The sequence below is a fragment of the Curvibacter gracilis ATCC BAA-807 genome (assembly GCF_000518645.1).
GTDB classification, from domain to species: Bacteria; Pseudomonadota; Gammaproteobacteria; order Burkholderiales; family Burkholderiaceae_C; genus Curvibacter; species Curvibacter gracilis.
Map to the genome: position 1 here is coordinate 245,917 of NZ_KI912466.1, position 22,398 is coordinate 268,314.

General features: G+C 69.2%; 21 protein-coding genes. 10 read left to right on the forward strand and 11 right to left on the reverse strand.

Annotation, left to right across the window (positions count from 1 at the left end; genetic code table 11):
- Positions 1–7: 7 nt before the first annotated feature.
- The 10 genes from L880_RS33740 (at position 8) to L880_RS0126765 (ending at position 10,044) form a co-directional block, all read left to right on the forward strand.
- Entirely contained in the window at positions 8–1,387 is a 1,380-nt protein-coding gene (locus tag L880_RS33740) for an LLM class flavin-dependent oxidoreductase (RefSeq protein ID WP_043330793.1), read from the forward strand.
- Positions 1,388–1,473: 86 nt separating this feature from the next.
- Entirely contained in the window at positions 1,474–2,379 is a 906-nt protein-coding gene (locus L880_RS0126725; protein ID WP_019574851.1) for a TauD/TfdA dioxygenase family protein, read from the forward strand.
- Positions 2,380–2,409: 30 nt separating this feature from the next.
- On the forward strand, positions 2,410–3,447 hold the full coding sequence (locus tag L880_RS0126730) for an ABC transporter substrate-binding protein (protein ID WP_027478198.1): 1,038 nt from the start codon (positions 2,410–2,412) through the stop codon (positions 3,445–3,447).
- Between the two features lie 14 nt (positions 3,448–3,461).
- Positions 3,462–4,304 (forward strand): ABC transporter ATP-binding protein, encoded by an 843-nt coding sequence (locus tag L880_RS33745; RefSeq protein ID WP_051443623.1) that lies wholly within the window; start codon positions 3,462–3,464, stop codon positions 4,302–4,304.
- Positions 4,301–5,185: an ABC transporter permease gene (locus tag L880_RS0126740; RefSeq protein WP_027478199.1), complete on the forward strand. Its 885-nt coding sequence runs from the start codon at positions 4,301–4,303 to the stop codon at positions 5,183–5,185. The genes L880_RS33745 and L880_RS0126740 overlap by 4 nt, the downstream gene beginning before the upstream one ends.
- 162 nt (positions 5,186–5,347) lie before the next feature.
- On the forward strand, positions 5,348–5,818 hold the full coding sequence (locus tag L880_RS0126745) for a rhodanese-like domain-containing protein (RefSeq protein WP_027478200.1): 471 nt from the start codon (positions 5,348–5,350) through the stop codon (positions 5,816–5,818).
- A gap of 42 nt (positions 5,819–5,860) precedes the next feature.
- Positions 5,861–6,832 (forward strand): serine O-acetyltransferase EpsC, encoded by a 972-nt coding sequence (epsC, locus tag L880_RS0126750; protein WP_027478201.1) that lies wholly within the window; start codon positions 5,861–5,863, stop codon positions 6,830–6,832.
- Between the two features lie 18 nt (positions 6,833–6,850).
- The gene (locus L880_RS0126755; RefSeq protein WP_027478202.1) at positions 6,851–7,123 is read left to right on the forward strand and encodes a helix-turn-helix domain-containing protein; all 273 of its coding nucleotides are present in this window, start codon (positions 6,851–6,853) and stop codon (positions 7,121–7,123) included.
- A gap of 67 nt (positions 7,124–7,190) precedes the next feature.
- Positions 7,191–8,120 (forward strand): family 2A encapsulin nanocompartment shell protein, encoded by a 930-nt coding sequence (locus L880_RS0126760; protein WP_019574858.1) that lies wholly within the window; start codon positions 7,191–7,193, stop codon positions 8,118–8,120.
- Positions 8,095–10,044 carry a family 2A encapsulin nanocompartment cargo protein cysteine desulfurase gene (locus tag L880_RS0126765; protein WP_027478203.1) on the forward strand — a complete coding sequence of 650 codons (1,950 nt, stop codon included), beginning with the start codon at positions 8,095–8,097 and terminating at the stop codon, positions 10,042–10,044. Before L880_RS0126760 ends, L880_RS0126765 begins: the two co-directional genes overlap by 26 nt.
- 95 nt (positions 10,045–10,139) lie before the next feature.
- Here the strand turns inward: L880_RS0126765 and L880_RS0126770 are convergent, their stop codons facing one another.
- From L880_RS0126770 to L880_RS0126820, 11 genes are all read right to left on the reverse strand, one after another.
- Positions 10,140–11,150 carry an ABC transporter substrate-binding protein gene (locus L880_RS0126770; RefSeq protein ID WP_027478204.1) on the reverse strand — a complete coding sequence of 337 codons (1,011 nt, stop codon included), beginning with the start codon at positions 11,148–11,150 and terminating at the stop codon, positions 10,140–10,142.
- A gap of 53 nt (positions 11,151–11,203) precedes the next feature.
- Positions 11,204–12,187: a D-isomer specific 2-hydroxyacid dehydrogenase family protein gene (locus L880_RS0126775; protein WP_027478205.1), complete on the reverse strand. Its 984-nt coding sequence runs from the start codon at positions 12,185–12,187 to the stop codon at positions 11,204–11,206.
- Positions 12,187–13,569 (reverse strand): LLM class flavin-dependent oxidoreductase, encoded by a 1,383-nt coding sequence (locus tag L880_RS0126780; protein WP_043330795.1) that lies wholly within the window; start codon positions 13,567–13,569, stop codon positions 12,187–12,189. The genes L880_RS0126775 and L880_RS0126780 overlap by 1 nt, the downstream gene beginning before the upstream one ends.
- A 124-nt stretch (positions 13,570–13,693) precedes the next feature.
- Positions 13,694–14,734: a CysB family HTH-type transcriptional regulator gene (locus L880_RS0126785; RefSeq protein WP_027478207.1), complete on the reverse strand. Its 1,041-nt coding sequence runs from the start codon at positions 14,732–14,734 to the stop codon at positions 13,694–13,696.
- Between the two features lie 242 nt (positions 14,735–14,976).
- Positions 14,977–16,125, reverse strand: coding sequence for an acyl-CoA dehydrogenase family protein (locus L880_RS0126790; RefSeq protein WP_027478208.1), 1,149 nt, complete (start codon positions 16,123–16,125; stop codon positions 14,977–14,979).
- Positions 16,122–16,937 (reverse strand): class II aldolase/adducin family protein, encoded by an 816-nt coding sequence (locus L880_RS0126795; protein ID WP_027478209.1) that lies wholly within the window; start codon positions 16,935–16,937, stop codon positions 16,122–16,124. The genes L880_RS0126790 and L880_RS0126795 overlap by 4 nt, the downstream gene beginning before the upstream one ends.
- Before the next feature lie 12 nt (positions 16,938–16,949).
- Positions 16,950–18,053, reverse strand: a complete 1,104-nt coding sequence (locus L880_RS0126800; protein WP_027478210.1) for an LLM class flavin-dependent oxidoreductase — start codon at positions 18,051–18,053, stop codon at positions 16,950–16,952.
- A gap of 137 nt (positions 18,054–18,190) precedes the next feature.
- Complete coding sequence (locus L880_RS36710) at positions 18,191–19,366, reverse strand: c-type cytochrome (protein WP_281174790.1); 1,176 nt, start codon at positions 19,364–19,366, stop codon at positions 18,191–18,193.
- A 28-nt stretch (positions 19,367–19,394) separates the two neighbouring features.
- Positions 19,395–20,198 carry an ABC transporter ATP-binding protein gene (locus tag L880_RS0126810; RefSeq protein WP_027478212.1) on the reverse strand — a complete coding sequence of 268 codons (804 nt, stop codon included), beginning with the start codon at positions 20,196–20,198 and terminating at the stop codon, positions 19,395–19,397.
- Positions 20,192–21,217 (reverse strand): ABC transporter permease, encoded by a 1,026-nt coding sequence (locus L880_RS0126815; protein WP_027478213.1) that lies wholly within the window; start codon positions 21,215–21,217, stop codon positions 20,192–20,194. Before L880_RS0126815 ends, L880_RS0126810 begins: the two co-directional genes overlap by 7 nt.
- A gap of 11 nt (positions 21,218–21,228) precedes the next feature.
- Positions 21,229–22,257: an ABC transporter substrate-binding protein gene (locus L880_RS0126820; protein ID WP_043330799.1), complete on the reverse strand. Its 1,029-nt coding sequence runs from the start codon at positions 22,255–22,257 to the stop codon at positions 21,229–21,231.
- Positions 22,258–22,398 lie beyond the last annotated feature (141 nt).

A 22,398-nucleotide genomic window follows, 5' to 3' on the forward strand; every position in this document is an offset into this window, starting at 1 on the left:
CCCCGTCATGAGCCCATCCCCTCGCCAAATGCACCTGGGGGCCTTCCTGTTCGGGGTGGGCCACCATCTCGCAGCGTGGCGCCATCCGGACGTCGATCCGGCCGGCGCCGCCAGCCTGGCGCACTACCAGCGCCTGGCACGCCTGGCCGAAGCCGCCAAGTTCGACGCCATCTTCTGCGCCGACAACGTGGGCCTGTCCGACGCGCCAGCCCACCTGCTGGCGCGCAACGCCCTGCCCTACATGCTGGAGCCGCTGCAATTGCTGACGGCCCTGGCCGGCGCCACCGAGCGCATCGGCCTGGTGGCCACGGTGTCGACCAGCTACTTGCCGCCCTACCACCTGGCCCGCAAATTCGCCACCCTGGACCGCCTCAGCGAGGGCCGTTCAGGCTGGAACCTGGTCACCTCAGGCTCCGACTTCGAGGCCCGCAACTTCGGCCTGGACCAGCAGGCCGACCACGCCAGTCGCTACCAACGCGCCCATGAATACGTGAAAGTGGCCCAAGGCCTGTGGGACAGCTGGGAGGACGACGCCTTCCGCTTCGACGCCCAGGCCGTCCAGTTCTTCGACCCGGCCAAGCTGCACCGCGTGAGCCATGAGGGCCCGCACTACTCGGTGCACGGCGCCTTGCAGACGCCGCGCCCCGTGCAGGGCTACCCGGTGATGGTCCAGGCCGGCTCGTCGGAAGACGGCCAGAACCTGGCCGCCGAGACCGCCGAGCTGGTCTTCACCGCCCAACAGACCGTGGAAGAGGCGCGTGCCTTCTACCAGGGCCTGAAGGCCCGGCTCCCGGCTTTCGGACGCTCCCCGGACGCCCTGAAGGTCCTCCCCGGCGTGTCCACTTTCGTGGGCCGCAGCGAGGCCGAGGCACAAGACAAATACGAAGCCCTGCAGTCGCTGATCGACCCCGCGCAAGGCCTGGGTCTGCTGTCGGCCTTCCTGGGTGGGGTGGACCTGTCGGGCTACCCGCTGGACGGCCCGTTGCCCGAGCTGCCGCGCACCGAAGGCTGGCAAAGCCGGCAAGACCTGTTCAGCGCCATGGCGCGCCGCGAGAACCTCAGCCTGCGCCAGCTCTACCAGAAGGTGATCTCGGCCCGTGGCCACTGGACCCTGGTGGGCACGCCCGTGCAGATCGCCGACCAGCTGGAGCACTGGTTCCAGACCGGCGCCGCCGACGGCTTCAACGTGATGGGCCCCACCCTGCCCCACGGCCTGAGCGACTTCATCGAGGGGGTGCTGCCCGAGCTGCGCCGCCGCGGCCTGTTCCGCACCGAGTACACCGGCCGCACCCTGCGCGAGCACCTGGGCCTGCCCCGGCCGGCGCACCCGGCCGTCCTGGCTCGCCAGGCCATTCAAGCCACCGAGGTCGAGGCCAGCCCGGCCTGACGCCCCAGGCCCGCTCGCGCGGGCCTGCCCTGCCCAGCCATCGTCCCCTGGCTCGGCCAGGAGAACCCAACCCAGAGCACCGAACCATGTCCGCCACGCTTGCCCCCCAAACCTCTGCCGCTGCCACGGCACCGGCCCAGACCTTCGACATCCGCCCCTTTGACGGCGCGCTGGGCGCCGAGGTGATCGGCCTGGACCTGTCGCGCCCGGTCAACACCGACGACTTCCGCCGTATCCACCAGGCCCACCTGGACCACCACGTGCTGGTGTTCCGCGACCAGGCCAGCCTCACGCCCGATCAGCACGTGGCCTTCAGCGGGCGCTTCGGCCCGCTGCAGATCCATGTGCTCAACACCTTCGCCCTGCCAGGCCACCCTGAGGTGCTGATCGTCTCGAACATCCTCGAAAACGGCAAACCCATCGGCCTGGGTGATGCTGGCGTGTTCTGGCACTCCGACCTGTCGTACAAAGAGAAGCCCAGCCTGGGCTCGCTGCTGCATGCGCACGAACTGCCCTCCGAAGGCGGCGACACCCTGTTCGCCAACCAGCACCTGGCCTGGGACACCCTGAGCGCCGAGCTGAAGAAAACCATCGCGCCCCTGAAGGCCGAGCACCACTACCTGGCCCGCTATGCCGAGCTGCAGGCCCGCAGCCCCTGGCGCCCCAACCTGAGCCCCGAGCAGGTGGCCCAGGTCAAGCCCGTCGCCCAGCCCGTGGTCCGCACCCACCCCGAAACCGGACGCAAGGCGCTGTTCGTCAGCGAGCATTTCACCACCCGCATCCTGGGCGTGCCCGAAGACGAAAGCCGGGCCCTGCTGGCCGAGTTGTTCGCCCACAGCGTGCAGCCGCAGTTCCAGTACCGCCACCAGTGGCAGCCGCACGACCTGGTGTTCTGGGACAACCGCTCGGTGCTGCACCTGGCGGCCGGCACGCCCGACCACCTGCGCCGCAAGCTCTACCGCGTGACCATCGAAGGTGACGTCGCCTACTGAGCCCTTCCCGCCCCTAGTCCCAACACCGTCATGAAACACACTCTTTCCCGTCGCCTGGCACGGCGTGCCGCCGCCCTGGCCAGCAGCACCGCCCTGCTGCTGAGCAGTCTCGCCCCCCTGCAGGCCCAGGCCGCCGAAGGCCAGCTGCGCATTGCCGAGCAGTTCGGCATCGTCTACCTGCTGCTCAACGTGGCGCAAGACCAGAAGCTGATCGAAAAGCACGGCAAGGCCGCCGGCATCGACATCCAGGTTGAATTCGTCAAGCTGTCGGGCGGCGCCGCCGTCAACGATGCCCTGCTGTCGGGCTCGATCGAGGTCGCCGGGGCTGGCGTCGGCCCCTTGTTCACCCTGTGGGACCGCACCCGCGGCAAGCAGAACGTGCGCGGCGTGGCCTCGCTGGGCAACTTCCCGTACTACCTGGTCACCAACAACCCCAAGGTCAACAGCATTGCCGACTTCACCGGCCTGGACCGCATCGCCCTGCCGGCGGTGGGCGTGTCGGTGCAGTCGCGCATCCTGCAGATGGCCGCGGCCAAGAAGTGGGGCGATGCCGAGTTCGACCGCCTCGACAAGCTCAGCGTGGCCCTGCCCCACCCCGAGGCAGCCGCCGCCATCATCAAGGGCGGCACCGAGATCACCGCCCACTTCGGCAACCCGCCCTTCCAGGAGCAGGAGCTGGCCGGCAACCCGCAGGCCCGCGTGCTGCTCAAGAGCTACGACGTGCAAGGCGGCCCCTCGTCGGCCACCGTGCTCTACGCCACCGAGAAGTTCTACAAAGACAGCCCCAAGACCTACAAGGCCCTGGTGGCCGCCCTGGACGAAGCGGCCCAGTTCATCACGGCCAACCCCGAGAAGGCGGCCGACACCTACCTTCGGGTCACCCACGCCAAGACCGATCGCGATCTGCTGCTGAAGATCATCCGCAACCCCGAAGTGCAGTTCAAGACCACGCCCCAGAACACCCTGGGCCTGGGCCAGTTCATGCACCGGGTGGGCGCGATCAAGAACAAGCCCACCTCGGTCAAGGACTACTTCTTTGACAGCCCCGCCGCCCAGTCGGGCAACTGAGCACGGTGCCCCGCATGCCTGACACCCCCCGCCCGACCCAGCCCGCCCCCTGGCTGCAGATCGATGGCGTGAGCCTGGAGTACCGCAGCCCGCAGCGCGTGGTGCGCGCCACCCACCAGATCAGCCTGGACGTGCACCAGGGCGACCGTTTCGTGTTGCTCGGCGCCTCGGGCTGCGGCAAATCCACCCTGCTCAAGGCGATTGCCGGCTTCATCACCCCCACCGAAGGCGAGATCCGCCTGCAGGGCCAGCCCGTGCGCGGCCCCGGCCCCGACCGCATGGTGGTGTTCCAGGAGTTCGACCAGTTGCCGCCCTGGAAGACGGTACTGGCCAACGTGATGTTCCCGCTGCTGGCCTCGCGCCGCCTGGGCCGCGCCGAGGCGCGCGAACGCGCCCTCGATGTGCTCGACAAGGTGGGCCTGGCCTCGTTTGCCCACGTCTACCCGCACCAGCTCTCGGGCGGCATGAAGCAGCGCGTGGCCATTGCCCGCGCCCTGGCCATGCAACCCCAGGTGCTGCTGATGGACGAACCCTTCGCCGCGCTGGACGCCCTGACCCGGCGCAAGATGCAAGAGGAGCTGCTCGCCCTGTGGGACGCGCTGCGCTTCACCCTGGTGTTTGTCACCCACTCCATCGAAGAGGCCCTGGTGGTGGGCAACCGCATCGGCCTGCTGTCGCCCCACCCGGGCCGGGTGCGCGCCGAGATCAACAGCCACGCCTTTGACCTGCACAGCGCCGGCAGCCCCGACTTCCAGGCCGCGGCCCAACGCATCCACCACCTGCTGTTCGAAGAGGCACCGCACCAGGCAACCCTGCTGAATGCCGATCAGGCCGCCCCCTGGAGAAACGCTGCATGAGCACCCCAACGACCGCCTTGCCGACGCCCCCGGTGCGCCCCGAATACGAACGCACCCTGCCCCCGCTGCCCGGCATCCCGCTGGCGCGCCCCCTGCCCCTGGCCGCCCGCGCCTGGCAACAGCCCGGCCTGCGCCGCGGCCTGATCCTGCTGCTGCTCGCCGTGCTGTGGGAGGCGCTGGCCCGCTGGCAGGACAACGACCTGCTGCTGCCCACCTTTGGTGCCACCGCCCGCGCCCTGGTCGAAGGCCTGCTCAGCGGCGAGCTGCTGCAGCGCGCCCAACTCTCGCTGGCCGTGCTGCTCAAAGGCTACCTGGCCGGCATGGCCCTGGCCCTGGGCCTCACCACCCTGGCCGTGTCCACCCAGTTCGGCCGCGACCTGCTGGCCACCCTGACCGCCATGTTCAATCCCCTGCCCGCCATCGCCCTGCTGCCCCTGGCCCTGCTGTGGTTCGGCCTGGGCCAGGGCAGCCTGGTGTTCGTGCTCATCCACTCGGTGCTGTGGCCACTGGCCCTCAACACCTATGCCGGCTTCCAGGCCGTGCCCGAAACCCTGCGCATGGCCGGTCGCAACTACGGCCTCACCGGCATCCGCTACGTGGTGCAGATCCTCATCCCGGCCGCCCTGCCCGCCATCCTCTCGGGCCTGAAGATCGGCTGGGCCTTTGCCTGGCGCACCCTGATCGCGGCCGAACTGGTGTTCGGCGCCACCTCGGGCAAGGGCGGTCTGGGCTGGTACATCTTCCAGAACCGCAACGAGCTCTACACCGACAAGGTCTTCGCCGGCCTGGCCCTGGTCATCGTCATCGGCCTGCTGGTCGAAAGCCTGGTGTTCTCCACCCTGGAGCGGGTCACCGTGCGGCGCTGGGGGGTGCAGCGCTGAGGGGCGCCTTCACACATTCAACACCTCGACACGCATCAGACACTTCCCTCATTAGAAAGAGAGAAATCATTCTTTTGAGTTTTGAAAGCCCGTCTTTAGAGTGCTTGTCAGCCGCCGATTCACTGCGATGCGGCCTCGATAAGACCCAGAAAGGCTTTCAAGATGTCTGTTGCCACCCCTGTCGAAAACACCCTTCCCGAAGCCCTGAGCGCAGCACATGCCGCGGCCCAGGCGGCCGGTCTGCCCTATGCGGGCGGCGTCACGCCCCAGCAGGCCTGGGCCCTGTTTGAAGCCGGCGACGCCGCCCTGGTGGATGTGCGCTCGACCGAAGAGCGCAAGTTTGTCGGCCACGTGCCGGGCAGCCTGCATGTGGCCTGGGCCACCGGCACCGCGCTGACGCGCAACCCCCGCTTCACCCGCGAGCTGGAGGCCAAGGTGCCCAAGCACGCCCCGGTGCTGCTGCTGTGCCGCAGCGGCAAGCGCTCGGCCCTGGCGGCCGAGGCGGCGGCCAAGGCCGGGTTCACGGCGGTCTTCAATGTGCTCGAGGGCTTCGAGGGCGAGATCGATGCCGCCCAACATCGGGGCGGCAGCGATGGCTGGCGTTTCCGCGGCCTGCCCTGGGTGCAGGACTGAGCCCACCCCCTCTTTTCCCCTTCTTGCAGAACGCGCCCACCCATGACCTTGCATGCCCTGCCCTTGCCCCACCCGACGGACGCGCCTGAGGTGCGCCCATCCCCCTTCGACGTGCACCAGGTGGTGCGTGAGCTGGCCGAGGCGCGACGGCGCTGGCGCGAATCGCAGCAACGCTCCAACGAGCCCGGTGGGCGCGAGCTGCCCTCGCGTGAGGCGCTGACCCAGATCCTGGACCTGCTGCGCGGCGCGTTGTTCCCGATGCGCCTGGGCCCACCGGATCTGCGCCAGGAGGGTGAGGATTTCTACGTGGGCCACACGCTGGACACGGTGCTGCAGTCGCTGCTCAGCCAGGTGCAGCTGGAGCTGCGCTACGCCCACAAGCACGAACCCTCGGTCGATGCCGCCACGCTGGAGCTGCGCGCCGAGCAGATCGTGCGCGACTTTGCCCACTCGCTGCCGGGCTTGCGCGAACTGCTGGACAGCGATGTGCTGGCCGCCTACGCGGGCGACCCGGCAGCACGCAGCGTCGACGAAGTGCTGCTGTGCTACCCCGGCATCCAGGCCATGATCCACCACCGCGTGGCGCACCGTCTGTACGAGCTGGGCGTGCCCCTGCTGGCACGCATCGTGGCCGAGCTGGCGCACAGCGAGACCGGCATCGACATCCACCCCGGTGCCCGCATCGGGGCCGGCTTCTTCATCGATCACGGCACGGGCGTGGTGATTGGCGAGACCGCCGTCATCGGCGAGCGCGTGCGCATCTACCAGGCCGTCACGCTGGGAGCCAAGAGCTTCCCCACCGATGACGAGGGCAACCCGCAAAAAGGCCTACCGCGCCACCCCATCGTCGAAGACGAGGTGGTGATCTACGCCGGCGCCACCGTGCTGGGCCGCGTCACCCTGGGCCGGGGCTCCACCGTGGGCGGCAATGTGTGGCTCACGCACGACCTGGCACCGGGCACCCACATCACCCAGGCGCGTTCACAGCATGGCCAGGCCGAGGTCAACCCCTGAGCACCCCATGAGCACCCCATGAGCACTCAATTGCCCCAACTCTTCGGTCTGGCCGTGCGCCAGCAACGCGAACGCCTGGGCTGGTCGCAGGAGCGCCTGGCCGAAAGTGCCGACCTCAACCGCAGCTATGTGGGCGAGCTGGAGCGCGGCCAGGCCGTGCCCTCGCTGATCACGCTGGACAAGCTGGCCCGTGCCTTGGGCCAGAGCCCCAGCAACCTGCTGGCCCAGACCGAACGCCTGTCGCAACAAAGGCTGATCAGCGGTCTTCGCTTGACGGCTATAGCCTGTTGAACGCCGCTCGAAGCCGCCAGACACTGCCAGCTGACATTTTTTCCTTTCAACCACTGCGGAGTCTTCCATGTCGGAACATCAAAACGCCCAGGCAGCCCTCAGCGACAGCGCTGCACGGCAACTGGCCAATGCCACCAAGACCGTTCCGGTCCTCTCCACCATCAGCCCGCGCTGGCTGACGCACCTGCTGCAATGGGTGCCCGTCGAGGCCGGCATCTACCGCCTCAACAAGGTCAAGAACCCCGAAGACGTGCTGGTGGCCTGCGCCAAGCGCGATGAGTCCGAGCTGCCGCAGACCTTCGTCGACTACGAAGACGCGCCGCGCGAGTACTTCCTGAACGCGGTCTCCACCGTGCTCGATGTGCACACCCGCGTCAGTGATCTGTACAGCAGCCCGCACGACCAGATCAAGGAACAGCTGCGCCTGACCATCGAGACGATCAAGGAAAAGCAGGAAAGCGAACTGATCAACAACCCCGACTACGGCCTGCTGGCCAATGTCGCGCCCTCGCAGATCGTCTACCCGCTGACCGGCGCCCCCACCCCCGACGACCTGGACGAGTTGATCACCAAGGTCTGGAAAGAGCCCGCCTTCTTCCTGACCCACCCGCTGGCCATCGCCGCCTTCGGCCGCGAATGCACCCGCCGCGGCGTGCCGCCCCCGACCGTGAGCCTGTTCGGCTCGCAATTCCTGACCTGGCGCGGCATCCCACTGATCCCCAGCGACAAGGTGCCGGTGGCCGACGGCAAGACCAAGATCCTGCTGCTGCGCGTGGGCGACAAGCGCCAGGGCGTGGTCGGCGTCTACCAGCCCGGCCTGGCCGGCGAACAGAGCCCGGGCCTGTCGGTGCGCTTCATGGGCATCAACCGCAGCGCCATCGCCAGCTACCTGATCAGCCTGTACTGCTCGCTGGTGGTGCAGTCGGATGACGCCCTGGCGGTTCTGGAAGACGTTGAGATCGGCAAGTTCCATGACTACCCTGACACCTACAAGTGAGCTCGCGCTGCCGGGCGGCTCGGCACCGCCGGGCCTGCCTGATGTGGCGACGCTGACGCGCCTGGCCGGCGAGTTCTTCTCGGCCCTGCCCGGCGGGCTGCCCAAGCCCACGGCGCCGCAGGCCCTGGGGGGCGTGCCCGCGCCAGCCAATGTGCTGCCCGGTGGCACCTCCACCGGCCCGCTGACGCAGGGCCCGCAATTGCCCGGCACCCTGGCGCCGGGGGCCAATGTGGCGCCCAACAACCCGCAAAGCGTGCTGTCGCTGGGGGCTTCCACGCCCTCGCTGCAGCCGCACGCGGCCGCGCCCAACGGCCTGCCCGACACCGCCGTGGTGGCCGCCCCAGCACTGGACAGCCGCTTCGGCGGCCAGGCCCTGGGCGTGCCCCAGGTGGCGGCTGCGCCGAGCGCCCAGCCCCCCTCCACGCCGTCCACACCGTACTACTTCCTTGGCGAAGCCAGCGGCTACCCCAGCACCGGCCCGGCCGTGGCAGCACCGCGGGATGACCGCGTGAGCGCCCAGTCCTTCGGCCTGCCCGGGGCGGACGAGCTGCGCGCCCTGCTGAGCAGCAGCAAGAGCCCGGCAGGCTCCCAGGCGGCCGCGCCGGCGGGCACCGGCTCCAGCTACTACTTTGTGCCCAGCGCGAGCGACAGCGTGGGGGGTGCCAGCACCCCCCTGCCTCACCAGCAGGCCGCACAACGGCCGGCCGGCTTGGACGTGAACGCGGTGCGCCGTGACTTCCCGATCCTGCAGGAGCGCGTCAACGGCAAGCAACTGGTGTGGTTCGACAACGCCGCCACCACGCACAAGCCGCAATCGGTGATCGACCGTCTGGCCTACTTCTACGCCCACGAGAACTCCAACATCCACCGGGCCGCGCACGAGCTGGCTGCCCGCGCCACCGACGCGTACGAAAGTGCGCGTGAAAAGGTGCGGGCCTTCATCGGCGCCCAGTCGGTGGACGAGGTGATCTTTGTGCGTGGCGCCACCGAGGCCATCAACCTGGTGGCCAAGACCTGGGGCGTACAGAACGTGGGCGAAGGCGACGAGATCATCGTCTCCAACCTGGAGCACCACGCCAACATCGTGCCCTGGCAACAGCTGGCGGCGCAAAAGGGTGCCCGCATCCGCGTGATCCCGGTGGACGACACCGGCCAGGTGCTGCTCGACGAGTACCGCAAGCTGCTCAACCCGCGCACCAAGATCGTGGCCGTGACCCAGGTCTCGAACGCGCTGGGCACGGTGGTGCCGGTGCGCGAGATCGTGGCCATGGCGCATGCGGCCGGGGCCCGGGCCCTGGTGGACGGGGCCCAGTCGGTCAGCCACCTGCGCGTCAATGTGCAGGAGATCGGTGCCGATTTCTTCGTGTTCTCCGGGCACAAGATCTTCGGCCCCACCGGCATCGGCGTGGTCTATGGCCGGCGCGAGCTGCTCGACACCATGCCGCCCTGGCAAGGTGGCGGCAACATGATTGCCGACGTGACCTTTGAGCGCACGGTGTTCCAGCCGCCGCCCAACAAGTTCGAGGCCGGCACCGGCAACATCGCCGACGCGGTGGGCCTGGGCGCCGCCCTCGACTATGTGCAGCGCATCGGCCTGGACAACATCGCGCGCTACGAGCACGACCTGCTGGCCTACGCCACCCACCTGCTGGCGCCCATCCCGGGCGTGCGCCTGATCGGCACCGCCGCCGACAAGGCCAGCGTGCTGTCCTTTGTGCTCAAGGGCTACACCACCGAAGAGGTGGGCCGGGCCCTGAACGAAGAGGGCATCGCGGTGCGCTCGGGCCACCACTGCGCCCAGCCCATCCTGCGCCGCTTCGGCGTGGAGGCCACCGTGCGCCCCTCGCTGGCGTTCTACAACACCTGCGAAGAGGTGGACCGCTTCATCGCGGTGGTGCGCCGCCTGAGCAGCGGCCGCGGCTGACCCACTCAGTCAGCATCAGCCCCAAAACAAAGCCGACCCGGGCTCAGGCCTGGGTCGGCTTTTTTCATGAGGCCAGGGCCGAGGCCCCTGGCGATTCAAGCCTTGAACAGCTTGTCGAAACGGCGGTCCCACAGCGGGGCCACCTCGGCCGGGCCGTCCAGCACGCCGAGCTTCTGGAAGGTGTCGGCCACGTCCTGGTGTCCCTTCACCACGCTGTCGGACACCGCACGCAGATCGAAATCGGCGCTGCGGTTGTTCCACAGCTCGATCAGGTCGCCCACCGGAATGCGGGTCTCGTCGGCGATCACGCGGGCGTACTCCAGGTAGTTCTGATTGGCCCACAGGTAGGCACGGCGCAGGCGCAGCAGGTAGTCGCTGATGGCGGCCTGGGTGGCAGGCTGGCTGATCGACTTGGGGTTGGCGTAGATGGGGAAGTTGCCCGACAGGTAGCCCACCCCGGTCTTGAGCACCCGCGCGCCGTACTTGAGGCGGGCGATCTGGCCGTTGTAGCCATAGATGGCCCAGGCATCGAGGTCGCCCCGGTCGAAGGCCGACAGGCCGTCGGCCGGGCTCAGGTTGATGGCCTGGATGTCCGAGAAGCTCAGGCCGGCCTCAGCCAATTGCTTGCTCAGAAAGTAGTGCGCGGTGGTGGCACGCACATAGCCTACCCGCTTGCCCTTGAGGTCGGCGATGCTGCGGATGGCCGTGTCCTTGCGGGCCACGGTCACCTGGTTGTTCAGGTCTTCACGCACCACCGCGATGAAGCGCACCTGGGCCTTCTGCCGGGCCGCGAACAGGGCCGGGATCTCGCTGCCCGAGCCCAGGTCCAGCGCGTCGCCGTTGAGCGCCTCGATGTGCAGCACACCGTTGTTCAGCTCGCGCCATTCGATCTTGTAAGGGGTGTCGGTCAGCTTGGCCGCCGTCAGCAGGGCACGCCAGTTGCCCTTGTAGGTGCCGATGCGCAGGGTCACCTTGGAGAGTTCGGCCGGGTCCACCGTGGAGGCCGGGCTGGCGGCCTGGGCCAGGCCGCCTGGCAGCCAGGCAGGCGCCGTGAGGGCTGCGCCCAACAGGTGACGGCGGGAAAGCAAAGAGTCGGTCTTGTTCATGGAGGGTGGGTTGGTGTTGGGGGTCTGAAAAGAAGAACGGTGGCGCATGCCCGTCAATAGCCGCGCTGGGCATCGACCAGATCAGCCAGCGGCTCGCCCTTCAGGTAGCGCTGGAGCTGGTCGATGAACTTGTCGGCCGTGGCGGTCTGCACCTCGCCTGCCGCCCATGAGATGTGGGGCGTCAGACGCACGCGGGGATGGGTGTACAGCGGGTGGCCGGCCGGCAAGGGCTCGGGGTCGGTCACGTCCAGGGTGGCCGCGCCCAGGCGACCGCTGTCCAGCGCCTGCAGCAGGGCCTCCTGATCGACCAGGGCACCCCGGGCGATGTTCACCAGGTGCAGGCCGGGCCGCGCATGGGCCAGGGCCTCGGCGTTGATCACATGGCGCGACTCGGCGGTGATGGGCAGCGCCAGCACCAGGTGGTCCACCTGGGCCAGCAGTTCGGGCAACGAGCGGGCCTGGGCCACGCCCGGCTCACCCAGGGGCGCGGCACTGCGGCGCAGCGCCGTGACCTGCATGCCAAAGGCCAGGGCGCGCCGGGCCACGGCCTGGCCGATGGCGCCAAAGCCCAGCAGGCCCAGGTGCTGGCCGGCCAGCAGGCGCAGCGGCTGGGCCTCGGCCCGCTCGAACTCGCGCCGCCATGCCTCGGGGCTGTTCACGCGGCGCTCGGCCCAGGGCTGGTTGTGCGCCAGCAGGGCCGACAGCACATAGTCGGCAATCGGGGTGGCGGCCACGCCACGCGCGCAGCTCACCTGGGGCACCTGCAGCAGCCAGGGCGGAAAAAAATCCACCCCCACCGAGGCGGTGTGCACCCAGCGCAGCGTGCCCGGCCAGCCCGACGGGGCCTGCGCCGGCGCCTGCCGCCAGCCGTGGCCGGGCGCCGTCAGCAGCACATCGGCCTCATGCGCTCTGGCCCAACCGGGGGCCTCGCGGTCATTGATCACCACCAGGCGCGGGTCCACCGCGGCAATCCGCTCGCCCACCGCCTCGCCCAGCGGGTTCAGCACCACCAGGCGGTCCGAATTCGGCGCGCCCATCAGGCCGCCACCGCCTCGGTGGCCGCTGCGGGTGCGGGCGCAGAGGCTTGCGCCTGAGCCTGTTCACGGGCCACGGTGTAACGGTTGGGCGGCACCGGCAGCCCCAGGTGGGCGCGGAAGGTGTCGTGCGGGTACTCGGTGCGGTAGATGCCGCGCGCCTGCAGCAGTGGCACCACCAGCGCCACAAAGTCTTTCAGCGAGGTGTTGGGCAGGGCTTCGAAGAAGTTGAAGCCGTCGGCGCCCTCGTTCTCGAACCAGCGCTGGATCTCGTCGGCCACCTGCTCGGCCGTGCCCACAAAGGTGCGCTTGGGCGCGGCATGCCACTGGGCCACCTGGCGCAGCGTCCAGCCGCGCTCGCGTGCCACCTGCTTGATGCGGTCGCTGGCGGCCTGCTGGCTGTTCTTGCCGATATCACCCAGGTCAGGAAAGGGCTCGTCGAGCGGGTAGACCGAAAAATCGTGGTCGTTGAAGGGCCGGGCCAGCGCGGCCAGGGCGTTCTCGATGGGCACCAGCGAGGCGGCGATCTGGTACTTGGCCTCGGCCTCTTCGGCAGTGCGGCCCACGATGGGACGGATGCCGGGCAGCAGGAAGACCTGGGCCGGGTCGCGGCCGGCGGCGGCCACACGGGCCTTCACGTCGCGGTAGTAGGCCTGGGCCTCGGGCAGGGTGTCGGCATGGAAGAAGATCGCGTCGGCCCGCCGGGCCGCGAAGTTCTTGCCGTCTTCCGAGGCACCGGCCTGGAAGATCACCGGCTGCCCCTGGCGCGAGCGGGCGATGTTCAGCGGCCCCTCGACCTGGAAGAACTCACCCTGGTGGTCCAGGCGGTGCAGCTTGGCCGGGTCGAAGAACTGGCCGGTGGCCTTGTTGCGCACCAGGGCATCGTCCTCCCAGCTGTCCCACAGGCCTTGCACCACATCCAGGTGCTCGTTGGCCAGGCGGTAACGCACATCGTGCGCGTAGTGCTCGGCCTGGCTGTAGTTGCGCGCGCTGCCGTCCAGCCACGAGGTGACCACGTTCCAGCCGGCGCGACCACCGCTGATGTGGTCCAGCGAGGCGAACTGGCGCGCCACGGTGAAGGGCTCGCTGTAGCTGGCCGTGACCGTGCCCACCAGGCCGATCTTGGAGGTGACCGCGGCCAGGGCCGACAGGATGGTGAGGGGCTCGAATCGGTTCAGGTAGTGCGGGCTGGAGCGCTCGGTGATGTGCACGCTGTCGGCCACAAACAGGAACTCGAAGCGCCCCTGTTCGGCCAGCTGGGCCTGCTCGGCATAGAACTTGAAATTGACGCTGCCGTCGGCCAGCGCGGCCTCGTGGCGCCAATCGCCCCAGCCGGCGCCCACGCCATGCAGCACAAAGCCGAGTTTGAGTTGTCGTGTTGTCATGAAAGACCTTTCGGGGATGAATGGAACTGAGATGCGACACCGTAGGCGCCGCAGACCCCTTAGCCAACGAAGATTTGCGGTGATCGATATGTGCCGGGTGCCAGGTTCCCGGCACGGGGTGGGTTCAGTCCGCCAGGGCGGGCACGGCAGGCTGCGCCGCACCCAACAGGGGCCAGGGCTCGGGCGGTGGTGGCGGCGGCGGGGGCGGTGGCGCGGTGGCCGCCAAGCGGGTGGGGGCACGGCCTTCGTCCAGCGCGGCACGCACCACGCCTGCCGTGAGGCTGGGGGCAAAGGCCTCGATGAATGACTCTTCATACGAGCGCAGGTAGGTGCCCGAACGCACGGCCAACCGGGTCAGGTTGAAGCCGAACAGGTGGCTGGCATCCAGCGCGCGCAGGCCTTTGTCGCGCAGCGGGTCGAAGGCCATGCTGGCCACGATGCCCACACCCATGCCCAGCTCGGCGTAGGTCTTGATGACGTCGGCGTCCATGGCGGTCAGCGCGATCTCGGGCTGCACCTGGTGGTGCGCAAAGGCCTCGTCGATGTGCGAGCGGCCGGTGTAGCCGGTGTCGTAGGTGATCAGCGGAAACTCGGCCAGGCGGCTCAGCGTCACCGGGCCGTCGTGCTGCAGCAGCTCGTGCCCGGGCGGGACCACCAGCGAGTGGCTCCAGCGGTAGCAGGGCAAGGCCACCAGGCCCTCGAACTGGGCCAGCGCCTCGGTGGCGATGCCCACATCGGCCTCGCCCGCCAGCAGCATGGCGGCCACCTGCTGGGGCGTGCCCTGGTGCAGGTGCAGCCGGATTTCGGGGAAGTGCTGCGAGAACTGCTTGACCGCCCGCGGCAGGGCGTATCGGGCCTGCGAGTGCGTGGCCGCCACCGACAGCTGGCCGCTGCGCGGCGCCACGTACTCCTGCCCGGCCTTGCGCAGGTTGTGGCTGTTGAGCAGGATGCGCTCGATGATGGGCAGCACATGGCTGCCGGGCTCGGTCAGGCCCGTGAGGCGCTTGCCCACGCGCACGAACAGCTCGATGCCGAGCTCATCCTCCAGCTCGCGGATCTGCCGGCTCACGCCGGGTTGCGAGGTGTTCAGGGTCTGGGCCACCTCGGTGAGGTTGAAGCCGCGTCGCACGGCCTCTCGCACCGATCGGAGTTGCTGGAAGTTCATGGCGGATGCGTCCTGGGGGTTGGGTCACTTCATAGGCCTCGACAGCGTCGATGGCCTCTGAAAAGGACGCGATTCTTCGCCAGTTGCCCGCCGCAGAAAACGAATATTTGGGCAGCACCTTATCGCCAAAACGAGCAAGCAAAAGCACCCGCCCAGCACCGATGGCCAGGCCCTTTTCAGGGCCCGGCCATGCGGGTGGCGGGCAGCACGCGGGCTGCACCGAAGGGCTCAGGCTGGCGTGTTCAAAGCCCCAGTGCGCGGCGGCCCGCCGCGATGTGCACGCTGTCGTCCTGCGGGGTGTGCACCACGCCGCACTGCACGTCGCGCAGGTGGCGTTCCAGCGGGTTGCGCCGGGCCAGGCCGTGGTTGCTGCTCAGGGCCACGGCCTGCTGCACGGCCTGCAAGGCATTGTGCGTGGTGACCGACTTGACGATGCCGCTGTCGGCGTAGTTGGGCTCCAGGCCGGCTTCCAGGTCGGAGACCAGGCTGTCGATCAGACGTTGGTTCACCTTCAGCAAGGCCTCGATCTGGCCCAGGTGCTCCTGCGCCCGTGGCAAGGTGGACAGCGCCGCGCCGAGGCTGCTGGGTTTGCGGTCGTGCAAAAAACCCACCACCCAGTCGCGGGCGGCGCGGGCCACCCCGGTGTACAAGGCCGCAAAAAAGGCGGCCATTTCACCTTGCATCAGCAGGTCGCCCTGGCCCCAGTCGGCCGGGGCACGCAGCTCCAGCGGCGCGTCCGCGGGCAGCAACACGTCTTCGAAGACGATGTCGTGGCTGCCGCTGGCGCGCAGGCCCAGGTGGTCCCAGGTGTTCTCGATGCGGGTGCCGGGCAGGCCGGCGGGTACCAGGAAAAAGCCGGTGCGCGGCTGCTCGTCGTCGGTGCGGGCCCAGACCAGGTACCAGGCCAGGATCGGTGCTCCGGTGGAGTAGATCTTGCGCCCCGACAGGCGCCAACCGCCGTCGGGCTGACGCCGGGCGATGGTGGCCGCCAGACCGCCGCGCGCAGGCGTGCCCAGCTCAGGCTCGACCCGCAGGGCATTGGACAGGCTGACACGCTGCAGCGAATCCTGCACCACGCGGCGCGCCAGCGCCTCGGGCCAGGGCTTGTGGCGCCGGCCCATGCCACGGTGCTGCATGTACTGCATGGTCAGCACCAGGGCGGTGGCCGGGTCGCCATGCGCCACGGCACCCACCACATCGGTGAGCTGGCCCAGGCTGGCGCCCTGCCCGCCATAGGCCACCGGGGCGGCCAGGGTCAGCAGGCCGGCAGCATGCAGGTCGTCGAAGTTGCGGAACGGGAAGCTGCCATCCAGGTCATGCGCCGGCGCACGGGCCGCGAACTCGACGGCCAGGGCGCGTGCGGTCTGGCCCCAGCTCAGCGGGGCGTTCACTGCAGCACCTCGGGTTGCTCGCGCACGATGATGTCGTAGAAGCCCTTGAACGAGAACTCGGCGCCGCCCGGGCGGCCGACCTGGCTGTGGGTCAGCACGGCCACGTCATGCGGGATCGGCTGCGGCTTGCCGGCGGCTTCGGCCAGCAGCTGGGTGTGGCAGGCGTTGTCCAGCGCGATGTACCACCAGGCGGCCGACTCGACCGAGGGGCCGGCGGTCAGGATGCCGTGGTTCTTCAGGATCACGGCCTTGCGCTGGCCCAGCGCCTTGCCGATGCGGAAGCCCTCGTCGGTCTCCAGCACCACGCCGCTGAAGGTGTCGAACAGGGCGTGGTCCTGGTAGAAGGCGCAGCCGTCCTGGGTCAGGGGGTCGAGTTCACGACCCAGGGTGGACCAGGCCTTGCCGTAGGTCGAATGGGTGTGGGCCGCGGCCACGATGTCGGGGCGGGCCTCGTGCAGCGCGGCATGGATGGCGAAGGCGGCCCGGTTGAGCGGGCCCTGGCCCACCACGATCTCACCCTGCGAGTTGACCAGCAGCAGGTCGGACACCTTGATCTGCGAGAAGTGCAGGCCCAGGGGGTTGACCCAGAAGTGGTCGGTCAACTCGGGGTCGCGCGCCGTGATGTGGCCGGCCAGACCGTGGTCAAAGCCAAAGCGGGCGAACAGGCGGAAGGCCACGGCCAGGCGCTCCTTGCGGTGGCGGCGCTCGGCCTCCACGCTGGTGCGGGCCGGGGTTTCATCGAACCAGTCCTTGCGTTGTGGGTTGGGGTTGCGCACCAGGGTGAGCGAAGGGGTTTGCAGAACAGCAGACATGGGGGTGCTCCTTCAGGCGGCTTTGAGTTGCGCTTGGGCAGCGGCGGCGGCATCGCGCTCGGCGACCTTCTGGCGCACCAGCGGCAGCAGTTCGCGCCCGTAGTCGATGGCGTCCAGCAAGGGGTCGAAGCCCCGGATCAGGAAGGTGCTGATGCCCAGGTCGTAGTACTTGAGCAGGGCGTCGGCCACCTGCTCGGGCGTGCCCACCAGGGCGGTGGTGTTGGAGCGGCCGCCAGTTTCGCGGGCGATCGCCGTCCACAGGCGTTCGTCCACCCGGTCGCCCTGGGCCGCATCGGCCAGCAGGCGGCGCGCGCCCTCGCTTTGCTGCGGGCCGCCGCGGGCAAAGCCCTGCAGCGAGCGCACGCGGCGCGTGTCTTCGAGGATGCGTTCAGCCCGGGCCCAGGCCTCGTCCTCGGTGCGGCCCAGGATGGGGCGGAAGGAGATGCTGAAGTCGATCTCACGGCCATGCTGGGCGGCCGAGGCGCGCACCCGGCGCACCAGGTCGCCGGCCTGGGCCAGCGACTCGCCCCACAGGGCATAGACGCTGGCGTGCTTGCCCGCCACCTGCAGCGCGGCCTCGGAGGCGCCGCCGAAATAGATCGGCAGGTGCGGCTGCTGCAGGGGCTTGACCTCGGACCAGCCGCCCTCGATGCGGTAGAAGCGGCCTTCGTGGTTCAGGGGCTTGTCGGCCGTCCAGATCTGGCGCAGCACGCTCAGGTACTCGTCGGTGCGGGCATAGCGGTCGTCGTGGCCCAGGAAGTCGCCATCGCGGCGCTGGTCTTCGTCCGAGCCACCGGTGATGTAGTGCACGGCCACGCGGCCGTCGGTGTACTGGTCCAGCGTGGCCAGCTGGCGCGCCGTGACGGTGGGTTGCTGCAGACCCGGGCGGTGCGCCAGCAAGAACTTGATGCGCTGGGTGACCGAGGCCGCGTAGGTGACCGCCAGCAGGTTGTCGGGGCTGGTGGCATGCGCCGGCACCAGGATGCGGTCAAAGCCGGCGTGCTCATGGGCCTGGGCAAACACTCGCACAAAGTCGCGGTCGATCACCGGGCCGCGGCGGGGGAAGGTTTCAGAGACTTCGTGCGGCTGGATCATGCCGATGAACTGGACACTCATGGGGGACTCCTGTGTTGGAAGGACGGTGAAGGGCTTCACGGATGGCCTCACGATAGGCCGCCGCCGCCCCCGCAACAACGAAGCAAAACGCGTGAGGACATGCGCTTTCGGCATGTCCGTGCCGCGCGCAACAAGCGCTAGTGCGGGACGCCACCCCGGCGCGGTGCCACCGGGTCGGCGTCCATGGCAGCCACCAGGGCGCCGAGCGGGTCCGCGTCCTGTGCCTGCGAAGGGGGTTGCCGGGCCTCGACCGATCCCGTGCGGCACACCAGATCGGCGGCCGACCAGACCTGCCCCGCCGGGGCGCGGGCCCGCAGCCAGCCCTGGCGGTCCACCAGCAACTGCTGCGCCGGGGTCTTGCCCCGGGCTGGGTCCTGAGGCTGGCCCAACACCAGGGCCAGGGCCTGCTGAAAGTCCGCCGCCTCGGCCTCGATCACCCGGCAATCGCTGCCGAGGGCTGCGCCCTGCCCCACCGCCAGCACGCGCGGGTCCAGCGGCAGCGCCACACCCGGGCCGCTGGCCACCAGCAGGCGCTGCCCCTGCAAACTGCGCAAGGGGCGCAGCTCCGGCGCCACGCCACAACGCACCTGGGCATCGGGCAGGCGCACCGGCAGCTCCCAACGGCCTTCACGCGCCAGGGTCTGACCCGAGGCCTGGGCCTGCAGAAAATCGAGCACGGCCCAGGTGTCGGCCTCACTCAGGGCTTGGGCAAAGCCGGGCATGGTGGTCTGGCCATCGCGGTCTTGCAGGCCGTGACGCACACGCCACCACAGCTCGCCCTCCAGGCGTTGCCACAGCAGGCGCCCATTGAGCCGCGGTGGCCACATGGGCAAGGCAGGCGCATCGGGCCCTTCACCGCCACCATCCGCGGCGTGGCAGCGCTGGCAATGCTGGTGGTACACGGCCTGACCGCGCACGATGGAACGGGCGCTGAAGCCGCTGTCACTGACATGGAAGCTGCTGGGCAGCGCCGGCCCGGCCAGCAGGCCGAACACGCCCCAGGGCGCGGCGGCCAGCAAGGCCACTGCAGCGACCAGGCCAGGCCAGCGGGCTCGCCGCCAAAAGACCGCCAGCCCCATCAGGGGGAATGCGATGGCCAGGGCTGCAGCGCACAGCAACAGGCGGCGTGCCTGCCCGGGCTCGAACACCATCAGTTCGCCATGCAGGCGCTGCGCCCAGGGCCACACCGGCTGGCCGGCCAGCGGTTCGCTCAGGCCCAGGGCAAACCACAGCCGGCGCAGGGCATCCTGCACCTCGTACAGCGCGCCGAGCACGGTGTTGACCTGCTCGGGCGTGGGGGTCCAGTCGATCACGCGCTCAGCCCGACTCCAGCCACGGACCTCACCAGCTGGCGTCCAGACCCAGGTGGGCCAGGGCCTGGTGACGCAGCTCGGCCAGACGCGGGTCACCGCGGTGGCGCGGATAGGGCGCCTCGTTGACCAGCTCGGCCACGATGCGCGAGGGCCGGTCCGACAGCACGATCACGCGCTGGGCCAAGAAGAAGGCCTCCTCCACATCATGCGTGACCAGCAGGGCTGAGAAGCCCTGGCGCTGCCACAGCGCCAGCAGCTCGGTCTGCATGGTCAGCCGGGTCAGCGAGTCGAGCTTGCCCAGCGGCTCATCCAGCACCAGCAGGCTGGGGTCGTTGACGATGGCACGCGCCAGCGCCACGCGCTGCGCCATGCCGCCCGAGAGCTGGTGCGGGTAGGCCTTGGCGAAGTCCTGCAGGCCCACCAGCTTGAGCGCGGCCTCGACCCGGGGCTGCAGCGCCGCCAGCGTGCCGCGCGCCTGCGGCCCCAGGGCCACGTTGTCGCGCACGGTGCGCCAGGGGAACAGCGTGGGGTCCTGGAACACCACGATGCGCGACGGATCGGGCCGGGTGACCGGCACACCATCGTGCAGGATCTGCCCCGCACTGGGCGGCTCCAGCCCGGCCACCAGACGCAGCAGGGTGGATTTGCCGCAACCGCTGGGCCCGAGCAGGGCCACGAACTCGCCGGGGCGGATGTGCAGGCTCACGCCATCGACCACCGGCAAGGGGCCGGCCGGCCCGTCGAACTGGTGGCTGACCTGCTCGATGTGGATGTCGGCCCCAGCAGGCTTTGCCACGGCGCTTTGCAGCGCGGCACTCGAGGATCTCACCATTGCACCACCCCCTTCTGCCAGGACAGCACGCGATCGCGCACGGTGAACAGCAAGGTGATAACGCCCGAGAACAGCAGCGCCATCACCAGCAGGGCGCCATACATATTGGGGTAGCTGGCCCAGCCCTGGGCCCAGGTCAGGTACCAGCCCAGGCCGGATTTGACGCCCAGCATCTCGGCCACCACCAGGGTGGCAAAGGCATGGCCCAGGCCCATGAACAGGCCCACAAAGACCTGCGGCATGGCGGCCGGAATGGCCACGCGGAACACCAGGAAGGCGTTCGAAGCCCCCAGGGTGCGCGCCACGTCGTAGAACTGGCGGTTCACCGTGGCCACGCCCGACCAGGTCAGGATGGCCACCGGAAAGCCCGTGCCCATGGCGATCAGGAACACCGCGGTGGACCAGCTCGACGGGAAGAAATAGAACGAGATCGGCAACAGCGCGGTGGTCGGGATCGGGCCCAGCACACGCAGCACCGGGTGGATCCAGTAATGGGCACGGCGTGACCAGCCCATCAACACCCCCACCACAAAGCCCACGGCCGCGCCCGAGCCGATGCCCACGCCCAGCAGGATCAGCGAGTTGGCGGCGCTGTCGCTCAGGCGGCGCCAGTCGCTCACGTACACATCGGCCAGGCTTTGCGGCGGCGCAAAGAAGGGGGTGGGCAGCCAGCCCAGCTTGGCCGTGACCAGCTCCCAGGCCAGAAAGCCCACGCCCAGCACCGTGAGCCAGGGGCCGAAGCCGCGCAGGCGCTGCACCACCGGAGCGGCCAGACGCCCGCCCAGGCTCAGCACGGCCAGTGCGGCTGCCAGCCCCAGGCTGAACCAGCCGAACTCGGCGGTGTAGTTCCAGTCGCTGAAACCCACCGGCTTGTTCGGCCAGCCCAGGGTGAGCGCCCCCAGGGCGGCCCAGGCCACGGCCGCTGCCAGGCCGGTGGCCCACCAGGCCGAAGGCGCCGGCGACTCGCGCCGCAGCGGCAGACCGGCTGCGGCCGGGGCTGAATGCACGGTGCTGTTCATCACGCCGCTCCTCAGGACAGCACGTCGGCGTGCACGAACTCGGCAAAGCGCACCGGGTCGGTGGTGGGCTTGAGCACGCCCACCAGCTTGAAGTCACGGGCGAAGAACTCGATCTCTTTCTTCAGCGCCACACCACTGGGGTGGTGCTTGTGGGTCAGCGTGCCCAGCACGGTGCGCAGGTCGTCCACCGACACCTTGGAGTAGGGGCTGTAGATCTTGGCAGCTTCGTTGGGGTTGTTGGCCACGAAGTCGGAGGCCTCGTTGATCGAACGCGCCAGGGCGGCCGCAGTGGCGCGGTCTTCACGCGCCAGCTTGCCGCTGACCCCCAGCACGCAGCAGGTCTTGTCGGCGTACTCGCCACTCAGGTTGGTGGCCAGCTCGATCAGGCCCTTGGTCTTGCGCTCGATCACGAACAGGTTCGGGTCACCGTCGGCGATCGCGTGGGCCTCGCCCTTTTCCACCGCCACGCCCAGCAGGTCGCCGGGGAACTGGCGCCAGGTCACGTCCTTCTCAGGGTCGATGCCGGCCTTGGTGAACAACACCGAGAAGAAGTTCTTGCCCGGGCTGTTCAGGTCCGACACCGCAATGGTCTTGCCCTTGAGCTTTTGCAGGCTGGTGACCCCGGCCGGGCCATAGCCCACCAGGCGGGTGCAGCCGCCGTGTGAGCTGCTGACCAGCTTCACGTCGAAGCCCGACTCGAGCGGCTTGATCCAGCGGTGGATCATGCCCAGGCCGGCATCGGCCTTGGAGGTGGCAATCGACTCCAGCAACTGGTCGGTGGAGCCGGTGTAATTGATGAGCTCGACATCCAGGCCGTTTTTCTCGAAGATGCCGCGCGTGATGGCCACCGGCACCGGGGCCAGGCACACGGCATTGGCGTTCCAGGCCAGCTTGACCGGGCGCAGCTTGCCGGCCGCCAGCACCTGGCTGGCGCCCACGCCGGCCACGGCCGACAGGCCCAGCGCGCCCACCGAGCGCAACAGGCGACGGCGCGAAGGCAGGATGATCGAAGACGCAGAGGCGTTGAGGGGTGTTGTCATGGGAACCTTTCAGTCTGGGCGGGTCGTTCAGGCCTTGGCAGGCCCGTGCGGGCCGCGGCGCAGGCCGCAGGCGCCGCTGCTGGGAGCGGATTTGACAGAAATCATTCGCCCCATGGAAATAAGAAAACCGGCCATGCTTAT

Bases quoted from the DNA above. Each gene is read 5' to 3' on its own strand.
- L880_RS0126795 (WP_027478209.1), bottom strand. From the start codon at position 16,937: ATGTCTGCTGTTCTGCAAACCCCTTCGCTCACCCTGGTGCGCAACCCC.
- L880_RS0126730 (WP_027478198.1), top strand. From the start codon at position 2,410: ATGAAACACACTCTTTCCCGTCGCCTGGCACGGCGTGCCGCCGCCCTG.
- L880_RS0126820 (WP_043330799.1), bottom strand. From the start codon at position 22,257: ATGACAACACCCCTCAACGCCTCTGCGTCTTCGATCATCCTGCCTTCG.
- L880_RS0126745 (WP_027478200.1), top strand. From the start codon at position 5,348: ATGTCTGTTGCCACCCCTGTCGAAAACACCCTTCCCGAAGCCCTGAGC.
- L880_RS0126770 (WP_027478204.1), bottom strand. From the start codon at position 11,150: ATGAACAAGACCGACTCTTTGCTTTCCCGCCGTCACCTGTTGGGCGCA.
- L880_RS0126815 (WP_027478213.1), bottom strand. From the start codon at position 21,217: ATGAACAGCACCGTGCATTCAGCCCCGGCCGCAGCCGGTCTGCCGCTG.
- L880_RS0126725 (WP_019574851.1), top strand. From the start codon at position 1,474: ATGTCCGCCACGCTTGCCCCCCAAACCTCTGCCGCTGCCACGGCACCG.
- epsC (WP_027478201.1), top strand. From the start codon at position 5,861: ATGACCTTGCATGCCCTGCCCTTGCCCCACCCGACGGACGCGCCTGAG.
- L880_RS0126740 (WP_027478199.1), top strand. From the start codon at position 4,301: ATGAGCACCCCAACGACCGCCTTGCCGACGCCCCCGGTGCGCCCCGAA.
- L880_RS0126800 (WP_027478210.1), bottom strand. From the start codon at position 18,053: ATGAGTGTCCAGTTCATCGGCATGATCCAGCCGCACGAAGTCTCTGAA.
- L880_RS0126765 (WP_027478203.1), top strand. From the start codon at position 8,095: ATGACTACCCTGACACCTACAAGTGAGCTCGCGCTGCCGGGCGGCTCG.
- L880_RS0126810 (WP_027478212.1), bottom strand. From the start codon at position 20,198: ATGGTGAGATCCTCGAGTGCCGCGCTGCAAAGCGCCGTGGCAAAGCCT.
- L880_RS0126785 (WP_027478207.1), bottom strand. From the start codon at position 14,734: ATGAACTTCCAGCAACTCCGATCGGTGCGAGAGGCCGTGCGACGCGGC.
- L880_RS0126775 (WP_027478205.1), bottom strand. From the start codon at position 12,187: ATGGGCGCGCCGAATTCGGACCGCCTGGTGGTGCTGAACCCGCTGGGC.
- L880_RS0126760 (WP_019574858.1), top strand. From the start codon at position 7,191: ATGTCGGAACATCAAAACGCCCAGGCAGCCCTCAGCGACAGCGCTGCA.
- L880_RS33740 (WP_043330793.1), top strand. From the start codon at position 8: ATGAGCCCATCCCCTCGCCAAATGCACCTGGGGGCCTTCCTGTTCGGG.
- L880_RS0126755 (WP_027478202.1), top strand. From the start codon at position 6,851: ATGAGCACTCAATTGCCCCAACTCTTCGGTCTGGCCGTGCGCCAGCAA.
- L880_RS33745 (WP_051443623.1), top strand. From the start codon at position 3,462: ATGCCTGACACCCCCCGCCCGACCCAGCCCGCCCCCTGGCTGCAGATC.
- L880_RS0126780 (WP_043330795.1), bottom strand. From the start codon at position 13,569: ATGACAACACGACAACTCAAACTCGGCTTTGTGCTGCATGGCGTGGGC.